The organism is Salmonella sp. SSDFZ69, assembly GCF_004010755.1.
Lineage (GTDB): Bacteria > Pseudomonadota > Gammaproteobacteria > Enterobacterales > Enterobacteriaceae > Salmonella > Salmonella enterica.
The window spans coordinates 43,617-57,583 of the sequence record NZ_CP034831.1 but is presented as its reverse complement, the minus strand read 5'-3'; the positions used below and the strand labels follow the sequence as shown (position 1 = coordinate 57,583).

The window sequence follows — 13,967 nt, the reverse complement described above, 5'->3', positions numbered from 1 at the left end:
ATCTGTTTTTTATTTATGAAATCAGGCTTGGCCTTTAAGGATTGAAACTATTTTTTCAAGAACTTTATCTTCACCTACTCCGGTAATGATTGGCAGGCCACTAACAACCGGAATATCCAGTTCATAAGGAACTTTCGTTGTTGATACAACCAAAGCTGCACCATCGGTATTGTTTGGCAATGAGGCTACATTAGTTTGTGAATAATTAACATCAAGCCCATTGTCTTTACAATATTCCATTACTTTTTCTGCCACAGCCGTGGAAGTAGCAACACCCGTTGCGCAAACAAATAGTATCATTTTACTCATACTTCACCTCTTTCAGATATGCGTGTGTAAATTGACTGATAAATTTCATCATCATTCATGACCAGTAACTGCTGCATAAAATCCTCATCCTGGATCACATCCATAATCCAACCCAGTACGTTGAGCTGCTTATTGCTTTCACCTAAAGCAAGCATAAACACCACCCTGACAGGTACGGGATCTGGTTCCCCGCCCATATCTTCGAAATTGACGGGTTCTGCCAGTATTCCAACGCTAATGGCGTTTTGGCGAACATACCTGTGATCAGTATGTGGAATAGCGACACCTACAGGCTCAACCGGTAGACCCGTTGGAAAATTCTGTTCTCGCGTAATGACGTGATCGGCAAAATCAGATACAACCATACCATCGTTAATTAACGGACTGGCAAGAGCCTTGATTATGTCATTCTGACTCACCTCTTTAGGGAGGTGGCGAACATAATGACGGCGAAAATGAATATCCTGCATAGATTCCTCTTTGCTAGTTAGGCATCCAGGCGCTGTAAAATAGTGCCAAGATAATATTTATTACCTTTTAACCAGACGTTACCAAAATCAATGGCCAATCCTCTAGAGAAAAATACCAACTGTTCCAAATGCAAAACAGGTGCGTCTTCACCAATATCAAGATAATGGCCTCGCTCATTACCAATTAATTTAGCTGCGTAACGGCTTTCAGAAAAACTTATTTTCTTATCAGATAATCTTTCTATTGCTGAAAATAAATTCTCCCTGGTAAAATCTACATCAATAATACCGGGGCAGAGATCAATGTTGATACGATTTTCAATCAACATGACTTTTTCATCGCCAATACAACGAAGGCGTTTAAGAAATAAAACATCTTGTCCCGGTTTGATACTCAGTTTCTCTGCTACAAAGCGGTTAGCGGGTTCCAGTCGGGAGGTTATGACGCTGGTTGTGAAGTTTATCTTCTGGCTGGCTAAGGCTTCAGCAAAGGAGAGCAAACCTTCACCCAGTGGGTAAGCAACATTTTCCTTCTTTACGAAAGTTCCTTTACCCTGCACTTGCACAAGAACACCTTCCCGGACAAGTTGGTCAACCGCTTTTTTAACGGTACCGCGACTCACCTCCAACATATCCATGATTTGAAACTCTGAAGGTATCCGGTCATCCTCAACCAATTCTCCGCTATAAATACTTTCCCTTATCCACTCCACAACCTGTTGATACAGTGGGATGTGTGAACTTTTACTCAATGTTTTCATGGTGCGCGCCTAAACATTTAGAGTTGTCTATAGACAATCATGTACAACTTCGAGTTTATGATAAGAAATTTTGAGACAGGAGGTATGGCAAGGAGTCACAGTTTTAGTGTTCAAAACAAGATCACATTTCCGTGATATATGTCACGGAAATGATGAGCTACAAGTCTCTGACGTTTTGGCGTCGTTAGCGGTTATTCGGTGCGTTACTTCTGTGGTTCACCCTTAGCAAATACGATGGCGGCTACGCTTTATTTGGCTAACGATGAATCGAGCCATCTGGCCGTTAATCGTGGCTCTCCGCCCTTGCCAGCCTCATTCATCTCGTCTTTTGTTAACGAGATAGTGAAGAGTATCAATGCAGCCAGTGGACACCCTCTTCCGGCTGAAAAAAGGCGTTATAGCGCAGTTGAAACGCGTTGATCTCCTGCATATCGGGTTCCATTTCGCGCAAAAAGCCCAGCGCCAGCCGTACCTGTGTATCGGTGATCGGCGCGGCTAAACGCGCTTTTTGCAGCAACCGATGCCACCGCTGCAAATTCTGATCGCCGCCATCGACAATCACCATTTGCCAGATCAGTAACACCTGAGCGGCATTTTGCAAATGCGACTCATCAGGGCGATGCAGATACTGTAAAAATTCACCGCCCGCCGTTTTACCCATCTGATCAATCATCGATTCTATCGGCACTACATCAATATTCAGACGTTCGCTCAGGCGGCGAATCGCCCGGCGGGTATCCGATGTCAGCACCCGAAACCCCACAATAAACACCACCACAAACGTGGCCAGAATCAACCAAATCATGCGCACATCCGTCACCAAACAGGATGCCCATCATAACGGTAAATTTATAACTGTCGACGTTCTGGCCTGTCAGGATGTGATTTATTAACGCCTGTCTTCATTTACGCCAGACGCCGGATGTCCTGTCTGACGAACGCAAGGCATAAAAAAGCCCGGCGTTAAGCCGGGCAAAACGTTACCAAATGCACACATTTAAGCGATATTGACTTGCTGAATTTTTTTCTCACGGCGGATCTTGCGCTCTTCCATCACGGCGACCATCGCCATCAGGCAGATACAGCCGATCGCGGCGGCGTCCAGCGCGGCGAAGGTGCCCGCCCAGCCGGTCAGACCAAAAACGGGGGTGCCGTCGGCAATCATGCCCAGACCCAGCTTGGCAAAGCTATCGCCGATAAGATAAGCGAAGGTTCCCTTGATACCGTCCGCAGCGCCGATGGCTTTTTTCGGTACGAAACCGACTGCCGCCACGCCAATTAATAGCTGCGGCCCAAACACCAGGAAACCGAGCGCGAACAGCGAGGCCAGATAGACATACTGGTTGCTGGCGTGCTGGTAGACGCCGAGGGTGGCGATGATCAACGCCAGCGCCACACAGGCTACCAGCGCGCGACGACCGTTCGCCAGGTCAGAGAGCCAGCCCCACAGCAACGTGCCGACCAGCGCGCCCACTTCAAACAAGGTAAAGCCCTGAATCGCCACCTCTTTAGAAAGTTTCAGCTCCTGGAAGGCGTAGACGGTTGACCACTGGTCGATACCAATACGTACCACATACAGGAAGATATTGGAGAAACACAGCAGCCAGATCACTTTGTTTTTCAACACATATTCAACAAAGATCTGCCACTTGGTCATTTCGTTTTCTTCAGTCTCTTTGTCCTCTTCGCTGATCTCTTCGCCGAACAGTTCTTCAGCTTTGCCCAGACCGTAAGATTCCGGGGAGTCGCTGCCAAAACGCAGACCGATAAAGCCAACAATCAGCGCGATAATCGACGGGAAGATAAACATGCCGATGACGTGACCGTCGAACAGGTAGTTGGCGCCGAACAGCGCCACGCCTGCCGCGCCCGCGCCGCCGAGGTTGTGGGAGATATTCCAGAAGCCGAGAAAGGTGCCGCGTTTACGACGCGGAGTCCATTTGGTGATGGTCGAGTAGCTGCACGATCCGCCGGTACTCTGGAAGAAACCGCTCAGGGCATAGAAAGCGATCATCAGAAACAGACTGGTTGACCCCGCGCCCATGCTGGCGCTGAAGCCGAGCATACAGATAGCGGAGAGGATCAACATAAACGGTAGAAACTGCTTGGTATTTTTACCGTCAGCGTAGTAGGAAACCAGCGTTTTCCCCACGCCATAGGTGATCGAGAAGCCCAGGCCAATCATCCCCAGCTCGGTCATGCTCAACCCGTAGGTAGAGATCATGTCGTTCTGCGCGATGTTAAAGTTTTTGCGGATCAGGTACATGGTCAGGTAGCCGATAAAAACCACCAGATAGGACTGCATGAACGGCTTGAACCACATTTTACGCCGCACATCGAGCGGCAGATCCAGGGTCGGCTTGCGCACCTGGTTTAAGAAGGCCAGCATGGATTACTCCTGAGCTAATTTTTATACCTGCGAATGGCAGGCATTGTAAAAATCCACAGGAAAAGTGGCCTGCGACAGCGTCCAGGCAAAACCGGGAAAATTTCTTAGTTTTGCCCCATTCAGCGCAAAAAGGTGAGGTGCATCACGCTTCGCTGGTCTCGCGCGGGGCCTGAGCGTTCAGAAATGGCAGCAGCAATAGCGCAGAGATCCCCGCCGCGATGGCGATGACCGCAAAAAAACCGGTCCAGTGCCAGATCTCCAGCACTTTCGCTAACGGCCAGCCGGAAAGCGACGCGCCGAGATAGGCGAACAGGCCGACAAAGCCGGTGGCCGCGCCCGCCGCCTCTTTATGCGAGCACTCCGCCGCCGCCATGCCAATGAGCATCTGCGGGCCGAAGACAAAGAAACCGGTGGTGAAGAAACAGGCCGCCTGCATGACGTAGCTGGCGAACGGCATCAGCCACAGCGAACCCACAGAGAGCAAAATCCCGGCAGCGAAGATTAAATTCATCGGTCCGCGGTTACCGTTGAAGAGTTTGTCCGAGCCCCAGCCCGCCACCAGCGCGCCGATAAATCCCCCCAGCTCAAACATCGATACTGCCGTGTTGGCCGTGACCAAATCCACGCCCAGCGTCTCGGACATATACAGGTTGCCCCAGTCGTTGATCGCCGCGCGCACCACGTACACTAAGACATAACACAACGAAAGCAGCCAGATATAGGGATTCAACAGCACATATTTAGCGAGGATTTCTTTGCGACTTAGCCCCGCGCCCTCTTGCTGTTGGGCGACCTCCAGCGCATCGTGCCGCCAGTCGCCTACCGGCGGTAAACCAATCGCCTGCGGACGGTCGCGCAGCCGCCAGCAGAGGACCATGCCCACCCCGATGGCAAGCAACCCGGCCACCATCATTCCGACGCGCCAGCCATAATGCAGGGCGACAGCGGCCATAACGAGAGGGATCAGCGCCCCGCCGACATTGTGCGCGGTGTTCCATAACGCCCACCAGCCGCCGCGCTCGGTACGCGAGTACCAGGCGGTCAGCAAACGGGCGCAAACCGGCGATCCAAACCCCTGGAAAAAGGCGTTCAGCGCCCATAGCAGAGCAAAGGCCCACAGCGAGGTCGAGAAGCCGAACAGAATATTCACTACGCCGGTCGCAATCAGCCCGATGCCCATAAAATAGCGAGCGTTAGAGCGATCGCTAACGATGCCGGAGACAAATTTCGACACCCCGTAGGTGATATAAAACAGCGTCGCCAGCAGGCCGATATCGCTGCGGGACAGAATGCCGCTAGCAAGGATTTCCGGCGCGGCGGCGTTAAAGCTTTTACGGGTGAAATAGAACAGCGCGTAACCCAACCAAATGGTGATCAGGATATGCCGCCGCCAGTAGCGATAGCGAGCGTCAACCTCATGCTTATCGGTGATGAGCGGCGCGTTGGCCGGGGCTTTTAAAAACGAAAGCATTATCCTTCCTTAAACGTAACGCTGGGGCAACGAGACGCTCACCCGCGTACCGTGGGTACAAGAGATGGTTAGCGTCCCGCCGAGCGCCGACACGCGTTCGCGCATTCCGGTCAGGCCGAAGCCCTGCTGCTGAGAGCCCGGCGGCAGGCCGCTGCCGTCATCCTCAATCACCAGCATCAGCCGCTCATCCTGCTGCCAGCCCTGGAGCGTCACCGCGCTGGCATTGGCATGTTTTACGATGTTATTCAGCCCTTCCTGACAGACGCGAAACAGCGTCACGCGCTGACTTTCACTCAACGCCGTTTCGTCAATTCGCCAGTCGAGGTGACTGACAATACCGCGGCTTTCCAGCTCCATTTCGCGCAGCAGCGAACGGATGGCCTGCGCCAGCGTTAAGTCGTCTAGCTGGCGCGGGCGCAAGCGCCCCAGCAGGCGACGCACCGCGTCATACACGCCCAGCGAAAGCTGCTCGATAAGTTGCCCGCTCTGCTTCACGCCGCCGTTATCCGCCGCCAGTCGTTGCACAATGCCCGCCTGGGTTCGAATCGCGGTGATGGTCTGCCCGATGTCATCGTGCAGCTCACGCGCAACATCGCGCCGCACGCTCTCTTCGGTCTCCAGAAGACGCTCCGCCAGCCGATGGTTGCGCGCCAGCTCCTTTTGCAACGACTGGTTCAGCTCGCGCAGACGCTGAATGCCCGCGCCAAGCAGTAGCCCGGTCAGGCTTTGCGCCAACAGCGAAAGTAATAAATCGACGGGATGATCGTGCCAGGTCTGGCTGGCGATCAGCGCGATAGCATTCATCAGTGTGGCAATGAGCGCGCCCTGCCAGCCATAATGCCAGGCGAGCGCGATAATCGGCAACGCCAGGCAGAACGGCGTGAAGCGCGAAAGTTCAGCAGGTAAACCCAGTTGCAGCCACAGACTGACGATAAACAGCAGCAGATACCAGATCAGATGCCGCCCGCGCCAGTTTACCGGCTGCGATACCAGCGATGGTCCCAGCGGCAGCCAGGTAGTGCTGGTGAGATAGTGCCAGAAAACCAGGCAGATGGGGGCCAGCGTCAGACCACCCGTGAGGGTCAGCAGTAGCGCGTTCCATGCCGCTTCCCCCTGCCCCAGCCAGGGCAGGGATTGCAGTAGCGCCGCGGCGGTGAGGGCCGCGCCCTGAAGCAATAACGTGCGCCAGTCGCGCTGATGGCGGTAACGCGAAGTCAGCGCCACGGGCAGTAGCGTCAACACACCACCGATCATCAAAAGCGGCAGATGGGCCAGCGCAACTTCCTGCGCTAACCAGTACACCAGCAGCCACTCCGCGCCCAGCAATACTGGCCAGTAGCCGCGCGGGCATTGCAGCATAAGTCCCAGGCGCAGGCCGAAGGGAAAGAGCAGCGCCGCCAGCTCCGGGCGCTCGACCAGATGCAGGCTGATACTCCACAGGCAGAACCACGCGGCGGAGAAAATAAAAAAACAGGCAACAACGGTGATTAAACGGGAAAAAAAGGTGTTCATTACCAACCGTCAAACATGCGATGCGCCAGTTCAACGTCATTGCTGACGCCTAATTTTTCCAGCAGATTCGCGCGATGGACATGCACCGTTTTTGGCGACAGCCCCAGCTCGGCGGCAATCTCTTTTACCGCCATACCTTGGGCGAGTTTTTCCGCCACCTGACGCTCGCGTTTGGTTAGCGGATCTTGCCGACCCGCCGCCAGTTTCACGGCAATATCGGGGGTCAAATAGCAGCCGCCCGTCGCCACCGTATGCACCGCGGCGATCAGTTCATCCGGACTACAGCGTTTAGAGAGGAAACCGCGCGCGCCGGCGTTCAACGCCTGTTCCACCAGCGCCGGGCTATCGTGAACCGAGAGCATGATCGTCGCCATCCCTTTTGGCAGTTGGCTTAGCAGCTCCAGTCCGGAAATATCCGGCATCGAGATATCACAGATACACACCTGTACGCCGCGCCCCGGTAAACCTGCCAACGCTTCGCGCCCGGAACCAAACTCAGCGACCACCTGCAAATCAGGTTCCAGCCCCAGTAGCTGTGCAAAGCCGGAGCGGACGATAAGGTGGTCGTCGATAAGGGCAACGGTGATCATGGGTTCTGTCCTGATGGATAAAAAAAACGCGCTTACCTTAACGATAAGCGCGCGGCTGTTCAAGCCTTGAGCGGTCAGACAATGCCTGTCGTGACGGTGAACGTCCGGGTTTGCTGCGGTTCCAGTTGAAGCAAGGTTCCATTTCGCTGCGCCGCGAGAAAACCTTCAGGCCGACAGGTCGCGGGCAGGGCAAAGGCGGCAACCTGCTGATCGCCGTTATAAAGAATCCAGCGGGTCACGTAATTCAGCTCCGCGCTGGCGAAACGTGTCACGAACGTAGTGCCATCCGGGGCGATCATACTGAATTCCGGGGTATCCGTGTACCTGTCCAGTTCATCGGCGAAGAACACGATTTCCGGGTCGTAAAAGCCAGGCTCGTTGAGCGTTGCCAGCGAGGCTTCACCCTGCAAAAGTCGTTGATTAAACGCCAGCCACTGCGCCGTGGGTTTGACATGCGCCGGCACCGACTCGCGTAGCTTCAGCGCGGTATCCGGGATATTCTGACGGAACGTGGCGTTCGGCACATAGGCATAGTTCATGTGGCACATGTACTGTAGCGGCATGGCGACTGAAGCCAGGTTAGTCACTGTCATCTGAATATCAAACAGCGCGCTTGCTTTACGCATTACCACCGCAGGTTGCGCCTGATAATGATGACCGAACCCCATCACATACTCGTAGCGCCCGGTCACGCGCAGACTGTCGCCCTCTAACTCCAGCCAGGCGTCGTCCATGGCAGCGCAGGGCATCTCGCCGTGCAGCGAATGTGTATCTTCCGGCGACGGGCAGCCATTCGCCAATAGTCCGGAATGGAAAGCAAAGCAACCATACGTTGCCACCACTTCCGCAGCCGACTTCGGCTGGCGGAACATGTTGCGCATAGTCAGATCATGACCGTCAAACTGCGCGTCCCAAATCATCTGCCCCATCCAGGGCAGAATCACCAGATGACCGCGGCTGTTTTGTATTTTCAGTCCTTCCACGCCGCTGGCGTAACGAAACGCCGTAACCGTAAAATCATCATTTTCCAGCAAGATACGCGGCTGCTCGCTAAAAAGCTCCCGCCATAATGTAATACGTGTTGTCATGGTTGATCTCCTCAGGACGCGGCGACTTCAGCCAGGTTGCCGCGCACTTTGCTTTCGCGCCAGAAGTAAACGCCAACGTAAACAAAGCACAGCATGGAAACCAGGAATGAGAGCTGTAGCGAGTGGAACATGTCCGCCACATAACCCTGAATCGCAGGAACCACCGCCGCGCCGACAATCGCCATCACGATGACCGCCCCCGCCATTTCGGTATGTTCGTTATCGACGGTATCGAGCGTTCCGGCATAAATGGTCGCCCAGCAGGGGCCAAACAGAACACTGACCAGCACCGCCACGTATACCGCGCTAAAGCTGGGCGCCAGCGCCACATAGGCCAGGAACAGCGCGCCGATCACAGAGTAAAGGATCAGGACTTTTTCCGGGTTAAAGCGTGTCATCAGAATGTTGGCGATAAACTTGCCGATAAAAAAGCAGGCGAAGCTGTAGACCATAAAGGTTGAGGCATCGCGCTCATTGATATCGCCTAACTCCAGCGCCAGACGGATAGTGAACGACCAGACCGCCACCTGCATTCCCACATACAGGAACTGCGCCACAATACCGCGACGGAAACGGGCGTTGCTGGCGAGATAGCGTAACGTATCCAGCGCCGAGGGGCGTTTATGACTCGCGGTTTGCGCGACTTTACAGGTCGGGAAACGCGTCAGCAGGAACAGTACCATCACCACTACCAGAACCATAATCATGTACTTATAGGGTTCCAGAGTGTTTTCCAGCATCAGCACCTTGAAGTTGTGGACTTGCTCGGCATTCATGCCCGCCATCTGTTTTTCCAGGCTTTCCCCTTCGGAAAAGACCAGATATTTACCCAATAAAATGCCTGCCGCCGCGCCGATCGGATAAAAGGTCTGGCTGATATTCAGCCGCAGCGTGGCGTAGGCTTTCGGCCCGATCATCGAACTGTAGGTATTCGCCGCCGTTTCCAGGAAACTCAGGCCAATCGCAATGGCGAAAATCGCCGCGAGGAACATGGTGTAGGTCGCCATGTGCGACGCCGGGAAAAAGAGCGTACAGCCGACAATGTATAGCGTCAGGCCGATAAGTATCGCCACTTTATAACTGGTTTTTTTAATGACCAGCGAGGCCGGAATAGCAATTAAAAAATAACCGCCATAAAAGGCGCTTTGTACTAATGCCGAAGCAAAGTTGCTCAGCGAAAATACACTTTTAAATTGCGTAATCAGAATATCATTTAACGCGGCTGCGCATCCCCATAATGGGAATAAACAGGATAACAAAATAAACTGGAACAGAGGTGTCTTATTCAGATACCCGTCGGGCATCTGAACGATGTTTTTATCGTTCATAGTGCTACCTTTAACAGTGCAGGGTGATTGTTATTCGTTCAACGAAAGATACTCATTAAATTGCTCAATGCTTGGATAAGAGGATTGGGTGCCTTTCCCGGTGACGCTGAAAGCGGCAAAAAGGACGGCTTTTTTCATGGCGGCTTCCACATCCCCGCTCTGGACGTAGTAATGCGCGAAACAGCCGATAAAGGCATCGCCCGCGCCGCTGGTATCGACAGCGTTCACTCTAAACGCCGGGACATGGACTTCCTGGTCACGCGTCATCCACAGCGCGCCTTTCTCACCCATGGTGACGATAATATTGTTCAGCCCTTTATCTACCAGCGAACGTGCCGCTGCGCGAATATGGTCATAGGTATCCACTGGCATACCGGTTAATATTTCCAGCTCGGTTTCATTGGGTACAAAGAAATCGCATTTACAGGCATAAGACATATCTAATTCCCGTAATGCTGGCGCAGGGTTTAATAACACTTCAATCCCATGTTTCTTGCCAAATTCTATTGCGTGATAAACCGTTTCAAGCTGAACTTCCAGTTGCAGAACAATAAGCTGGCATTTTTTTAAATCTTCCGCCGCGCGATCGATATCTTCCGGCGAGAGAAACTTGTTGGCGCCTTTGATGATCAGAATGCTGTTGCTGGAGTTGGCGTTGACGAAAATCGGCGCTACGCCGCTGCTGGTACACGGTACTTTTTCTACATACGTCGTATTGATCCCCCAGGATTCGAGATTACGAATGGTGTTGTCGGCAAAAATATCGTCGCCCACTTTGGTCAACATCAATACTTTTGAATTGAGCTTAGCGGCCGCCACGGCCTGGTTCGCCCCTTTTCCGCCGCAGCCGATTTTAAACGCCGGCGCTTCCAGAGTTTCCCCTTCTTTAGGCATCTGGTTGGTGTAGGTGATAAGGTCCACCATGTTAGAGCCAATAACCGCGATATCCATTTTACTCCCTCTCAGAAATCGTCACACGACAATGATATTAAAATAACATTATCATGTTACTTCCGTATCATTTGTGACTATGATCGCGATTAGAGGATCATTTTGCCATTTACTGCGTGAACAATCCCTGGCGGAACAAATCATTTTTAGGGTTACAATTTACTGAAAATTAACTATTTATTGTTATAAAACGCGAATAAACCCACTTTTATTTCCTGACAGCCAGACGTATAGTAGTGCCACACTGTAATGTTCTCAGAAACACATAAATGTTACTGATGGAACATAACAACATGATTTGCGGAGAGGGTGAATGGAGACCAAGCAAAAAGAACGTATCCGACGCTTGATGGAGTTACTGAAAAAGACCGATCGAATCCATCTGAAAGACGCCGCGCGGATGCTGGAAGTTTCGGTGATGACCATTCGCCGCGATCTCAGCCAGGATGATGACCCTTTACCGCTGACGCTGCTCGGCGGCTATATCGTCATGGTAAATAAGCCTACGTCTTCAACCAATATGCCGCTGCCGGCGAAAAAGACGCATCATCGGGACGACCTTCCCGTTGCGATCCTGGCCGCTGGCCTGGTGCGTGAAAACGATCTGGTTTTTTTTGATAACGGTCCGGAAATGCCATTAGTTATCAGCATGATACCGGATGATATTACCTTTACCGGGATTTGCTACTCGCATCGGGTATTTATCGCGCTGAATGAAAAGCCTAATGCCACGGCGATTTTGTGCGGCGGCACCTATCGGGCCAAGAGCGATGCCTTTTATGATGCCAATAATCCTTCGGCGCTGGATTCGCTCAATCCGCGCAAAGTGTTTATTTCCGCCAGCGGCGTACATGAACATTTTGGCGTGAGCTGGTTTAACCCGGATGATCTTGCCGCCAAACGTAAAGCGATGGAGCGCGGTCTGCGCAAAATTTTGCTGGCGCGTCACGCCCTGTTTGATGAGGTCGCGCCTGCCAGCATTGGTCCGCTTTCTGCCTTTGATGTCCTGATTAGCGATCGCCCATTACCGACAGATTATGCCGCTCACTGTCGGAATGGTTCCGTCAAAGTCATCACGCCTGATTCGGAAAGTGAATAACTTACTCAAAAAAGACGGCAATTTTATTGAACATGGTGGGATCGGACTGGTTTCGTACCACCTTCGCCACGTCTTCCAGTTTATCGATCTGACTGATCATCTGTTCAAGCCGCTGATCGTCATTGACCAGAAGCCAGATGCGGCTCTGATCGCTGCCCTGAATCGGTAAACAGAGAATACCCTCAACGTTGAAAGCGCGTCGGGCGAACAGCCCACAGACGTGGGTCATCACGCCAGGATGGTTGCGAACGGTCAGCTCCAGAATAACGTTATCATGTGATTGTTTCTGCATGGCTTATTCCCCCACCATCTCTGTATTTGCCGCGCCCGGCGGCACCATCGGATACACTTTTTCTTCTGCATCAATGCGCACATGGATCAACGCCGGTCCAGGACGACGAATGATAGCCTGCAACGCCGCCTGCGGATCGGCTTCGTTATTCAAATCACAGGTATCCAGACCAAACCCGGCGGCAATCTGCATAAAGTTGATGCTCCCCGGATAGGTTGCCGCAAAAACGCCCTGTTTATAGAACAGACTCTGTTGCTGATGTACTAGTCCCAGCGCGTCGTTATTCATCAGGATAATTTTCACATCCAACTGGTTTTCACTGGCGGTAGCCATCTCCTGAATATTCATCATCAAACTACCGTCGCCGGAAAAACACAGCACCTTGTTGCCCGGATTCGCCAGCGCCGCGCCAATCGCCGCGGGCAGACCAAACCCCATGGTGCCCAGCCCGCCGGAAGTCAGCCACTGACGCGGACGGTTGAGCGGATAAGCCTGCGCGGTCCACATCTGATGCTGACCTACGTCAGTGGTAATAATCGCGTTGTCGTCCACACAGGCGGCGACCGCATTAATCAGCCCATAGTGACTAAGCGGGTTATTTTCCTGGGGAATACTGCAAGGGAATTCTTGCTGCAAGTCCGCCACCAACTGATGCCATGCTTCCCGCGGCTGTGCCTCGATATGGGGAATTAACTGTGCCAGTACATCATCGACATCCGCCTGAATAGCCACATGCGGCTGCTTAATTTTGCCTAACTCGGCGCGATCGATATCCACATGGATGATTTTGGCGTTCGGACAAAACTGCTCCGTTTTGCCAATCGCCCGGTCATCAAAACGCGCGCCCAGGACAATCAGTAAATCGGCCTCTTGCAGAATAAAATTGGTACTGCGCGCGCCGTGCATCCCCAGCATTCCTAACGACAGCGGATGCGCCTTAGGCAGCATTCCCAGCGCCATTAAGGTCATTGTCGTCGGCAGTTGCGCTTTTTCCGCCAGTTCGCGCACGCGTGTCGGCGCATTGATCACGCCGCCGCCCAGATACAGCACCGGACGCTTCGCCGCGTTAATCATTGCGGCGGCCTCGCGGATACTCTCCGCGCTAAACTCCGGCGGGGGTGATTTTTCCGCCGGCGACGGCAACGCATCCAGCTCAATTGTCGCCGTCTGCACATCTTTAGGAACGTCTATCCACACCGGGCCAGGACGCCCCGACTGCGCCAGACGAAAAGCATCGCTCATCACCTGAGGCAGCTCGTTGATATTTCTGACCAGATAGTTGTGCTTGGTGATGGGGATAGAGATACCGTAGGTATCCACTTCCTGAAACGCGTCAGTACCGATCATGGACGCCGGAACCTGCCCGGTAATACAGATTAACGGAATAGAATCCAGGCGCGCATCGGCAATGGCCGTGACCAGATTGGTCGCGCCCGGCCCGCTACAGGCCATACAAACAGCAGGTTTACCCTCCGTCCGCGCCATCCCCTGCGCAATAAACCCCGCGCCTTGTTCATGGCGCGCCAGAATATGACGGATTTGCGTACTTTGGCTTAACGCGTCGTAAACGGGGAGGATCGAACCGCCGGGAATGCCGGTGACGATACGAATCCCCTGGCGCTCCAGAAAATGAACAATAAATTCCGCGCCCGTAAAGCGCTGAGGTGTAGATGTTGTGCCCGAACTTGCCATGCTCCATTCCTTTTA

At 53.0% G+C, this 13,967-nt stretch carries 14 protein-coding genes; 1 reads left to right on the top strand and 13 read right to left on the bottom strand.

Annotated features, from left to right (window positions below; translation table 11 throughout):
• Window positions 1-21: 21 nt before the first annotated feature.
• The 11 genes from EOS98_RS00280 to rbsK form a co-directional block, all read right to left on the bottom strand.
• Window positions 22-309, bottom strand: a complete 288-nt coding sequence (locus tag EOS98_RS00280) for a PTS sugar transporter subunit IIB (RefSeq protein ID WP_000041396.1) — start codon at window positions 307-309, stop codon at window positions 22-24.
• Window positions 306-779, bottom strand: a complete 474-nt coding sequence (locus EOS98_RS00275) for a PTS sugar transporter subunit IIA (RefSeq protein WP_001152237.1) — start codon at window positions 777-779, stop codon at window positions 306-308. Before EOS98_RS00275 ends, EOS98_RS00280 begins: the two co-directional genes overlap by 4 nt.
• Window positions 780-796: 17 nt before the next feature.
• Window positions 797-1,540, bottom strand: coding sequence for a GntR family transcriptional regulator (locus EOS98_RS00270; protein WP_000854956.1), 744 nt, complete (start codon window positions 1,538-1,540; stop codon window positions 797-799).
• A gap of 352 nt (window positions 1,541-1,892) precedes the next feature.
• Window positions 1,893-2,345 (bottom strand): DUF1198 domain-containing protein, encoded by a 453-nt coding sequence (locus tag EOS98_RS00265; RefSeq protein ID WP_001519640.1) that lies wholly within the window; start codon window positions 2,343-2,345, stop codon window positions 1,893-1,895.
• Between the two features lie 192 nt (window positions 2,346-2,537).
• Window positions 2,538-3,929 (bottom strand): hexose-6-phosphate:phosphate antiporter, encoded by a 1,392-nt coding sequence (uhpT, locus tag EOS98_RS00260; RefSeq protein ID WP_000879181.1) that lies wholly within the window; start codon window positions 3,927-3,929, stop codon window positions 2,538-2,540.
• A gap of 142 nt (window positions 3,930-4,071) precedes the next feature.
• Complete coding sequence (locus EOS98_RS00255; protein ID WP_000948164.1) at window positions 4,072-5,400, bottom strand: MFS transporter; 1,329 nt, start codon at window positions 5,398-5,400, stop codon at window positions 4,072-4,074.
• 9 nt (window positions 5,401-5,409) lie between these two features.
• Complete coding sequence (gene uhpB, locus EOS98_RS00250) at window positions 5,410-6,912, bottom strand: signal transduction histidine-protein kinase/phosphatase UhpB (protein ID WP_001091258.1); 1,503 nt, start codon at window positions 6,910-6,912, stop codon at window positions 5,410-5,412.
• A complete protein-coding gene (gene uhpA, locus EOS98_RS00245) occupies window positions 6,912-7,502 on the bottom strand; it encodes a transcriptional regulator UhpA (RefSeq protein WP_000633672.1) in 591 nt (196 codons plus the stop codon). Before uhpA ends, uhpB begins: the two co-directional genes overlap by 1 nt.
• A gap of 74 nt (window positions 7,503-7,576) precedes the next feature.
• A complete protein-coding gene (locus EOS98_RS00240; RefSeq protein ID WP_126523734.1) occupies window positions 7,577-8,590 on the bottom strand; it encodes an aldose 1-epimerase family protein in 1,014 nt (337 codons plus the stop codon).
• A gap of 11 nt (window positions 8,591-8,601) precedes the next feature.
• A complete protein-coding gene (fucP, locus tag EOS98_RS00235; protein WP_000998359.1) occupies window positions 8,602-9,918 on the bottom strand; it encodes an L-fucose:H+ symporter permease in 1,317 nt (438 codons plus the stop codon).
• A gap of 30 nt (window positions 9,919-9,948) precedes the next feature.
• A complete protein-coding gene (rbsK, locus tag EOS98_RS00230) occupies window positions 9,949-10,869 on the bottom strand; it encodes a ribokinase (RefSeq protein WP_000350272.1) in 921 nt (306 codons plus the stop codon).
• Between the two features lie 313 nt (window positions 10,870-11,182).
• Here rbsK and EOS98_RS00225 point away from each other — a divergent pair, with 313 nt between their 5' ends.
• Entirely contained in the window at window positions 11,183-11,968 is a 786-nt protein-coding gene (locus tag EOS98_RS00225) for a DeoR family transcriptional regulator (RefSeq protein WP_000448641.1), read from the top strand.
• Between the two features lies 1 nt (window position 11,969).
• Here EOS98_RS00225 and ilvN read toward each other — a convergent pair whose 3' ends face one another.
• Together ilvN and ilvB are read right to left on the bottom strand one after the other, a co-directional pair.
• The gene (gene ilvN, locus EOS98_RS00220; protein ID WP_001171826.1) at window positions 11,970-12,260 is read right to left on the bottom strand and encodes an acetolactate synthase small subunit; all 291 of its coding nucleotides are present in this window, start codon (window positions 12,258-12,260) and stop codon (window positions 11,970-11,972) included.
• Between the two features lie 3 nt (window positions 12,261-12,263).
• Window positions 12,264-13,952: an acetolactate synthase large subunit gene (gene ilvB, locus EOS98_RS00215; RefSeq protein WP_000168439.1), complete on the bottom strand. Its 1,689-nt coding sequence runs from the start codon at window positions 13,950-13,952 to the stop codon at window positions 12,264-12,266.
• Between the last annotated feature and the right edge of the window lie 15 nt (window positions 13,953-13,967).

What these genes read in the sequence shown, in the direction of transcription:
- EOS98_RS00280 (WP_000041396.1), bottom strand. Translation starts at nt 309, where the DNA reads ATGAGTAAAATGATACTATTTGTTTGCGCAACGGGTGTTGCTACTTCC.
- EOS98_RS00275 (WP_001152237.1), bottom strand. Translation starts at nt 779, where the DNA reads ATGCAGGATATTCATTTTCGCCGTCATTATGTTCGCCACCTCCCTAAA.
- EOS98_RS00270 (WP_000854956.1), bottom strand. Translation starts at nt 1,540, where the DNA reads ATGAAAACATTGAGTAAAAGTTCACACATCCCACTGTATCAACAGGTT.
- EOS98_RS00265 (WP_001519640.1), bottom strand. Translation starts at nt 2,345, where the DNA reads ATGATTTGGTTGATTCTGGCCACGTTTGTGGTGGTGTTTATTGTGGGG.
- uhpT (WP_000879181.1), bottom strand. Translation starts at nt 3,929, where the DNA reads ATGCTGGCCTTCTTAAACCAGGTGCGCAAGCCGACCCTGGATCTGCCG.
- EOS98_RS00255 (WP_000948164.1), bottom strand. Translation starts at nt 5,400, where the DNA reads ATGCTTTCGTTTTTAAAAGCCCCGGCCAACGCGCCGCTCATCACCGAT.
- uhpB (WP_001091258.1), bottom strand. Translation starts at nt 6,912, where the DNA reads ATGAACACCTTTTTTTCCCGTTTAATCACCGTTGTTGCCTGTTTTTTT.
- uhpA (WP_000633672.1), bottom strand. Translation starts at nt 7,502, where the DNA reads ATGATCACCGTTGCCCTTATCGACGACCACCTTATCGTCCGCTCCGGC.
- EOS98_RS00240 (WP_126523734.1), bottom strand. Translation starts at nt 8,590, where the DNA reads ATGACAACACGTATTACATTATGGCGGGAGCTTTTTAGCGAGCAGCCG.
- fucP (WP_000998359.1), bottom strand. Translation starts at nt 9,918, where the DNA reads ATGAACGATAAAAACATCGTTCAGATGCCCGACGGGTATCTGAATAAG.
- rbsK (WP_000350272.1), bottom strand. Translation starts at nt 10,869, where the DNA reads ATGGATATCGCGGTTATTGGCTCTAACATGGTGGACCTTATCACCTAC.
- EOS98_RS00225 (WP_000448641.1), top strand. Translation starts at nt 11,183, where the DNA reads ATGGAGACCAAGCAAAAAGAACGTATCCGACGCTTGATGGAGTTACTG.
- ilvN (WP_001171826.1), bottom strand. Translation starts at nt 12,260, where the DNA reads ATGCAGAAACAATCACATGATAACGTTATTCTGGAGCTGACCGTTCGC.
- ilvB (WP_000168439.1), bottom strand. Translation starts at nt 13,952, where the DNA reads ATGGCAAGTTCGGGCACAACATCTACACCTCAGCGCTTTACGGGCGCG.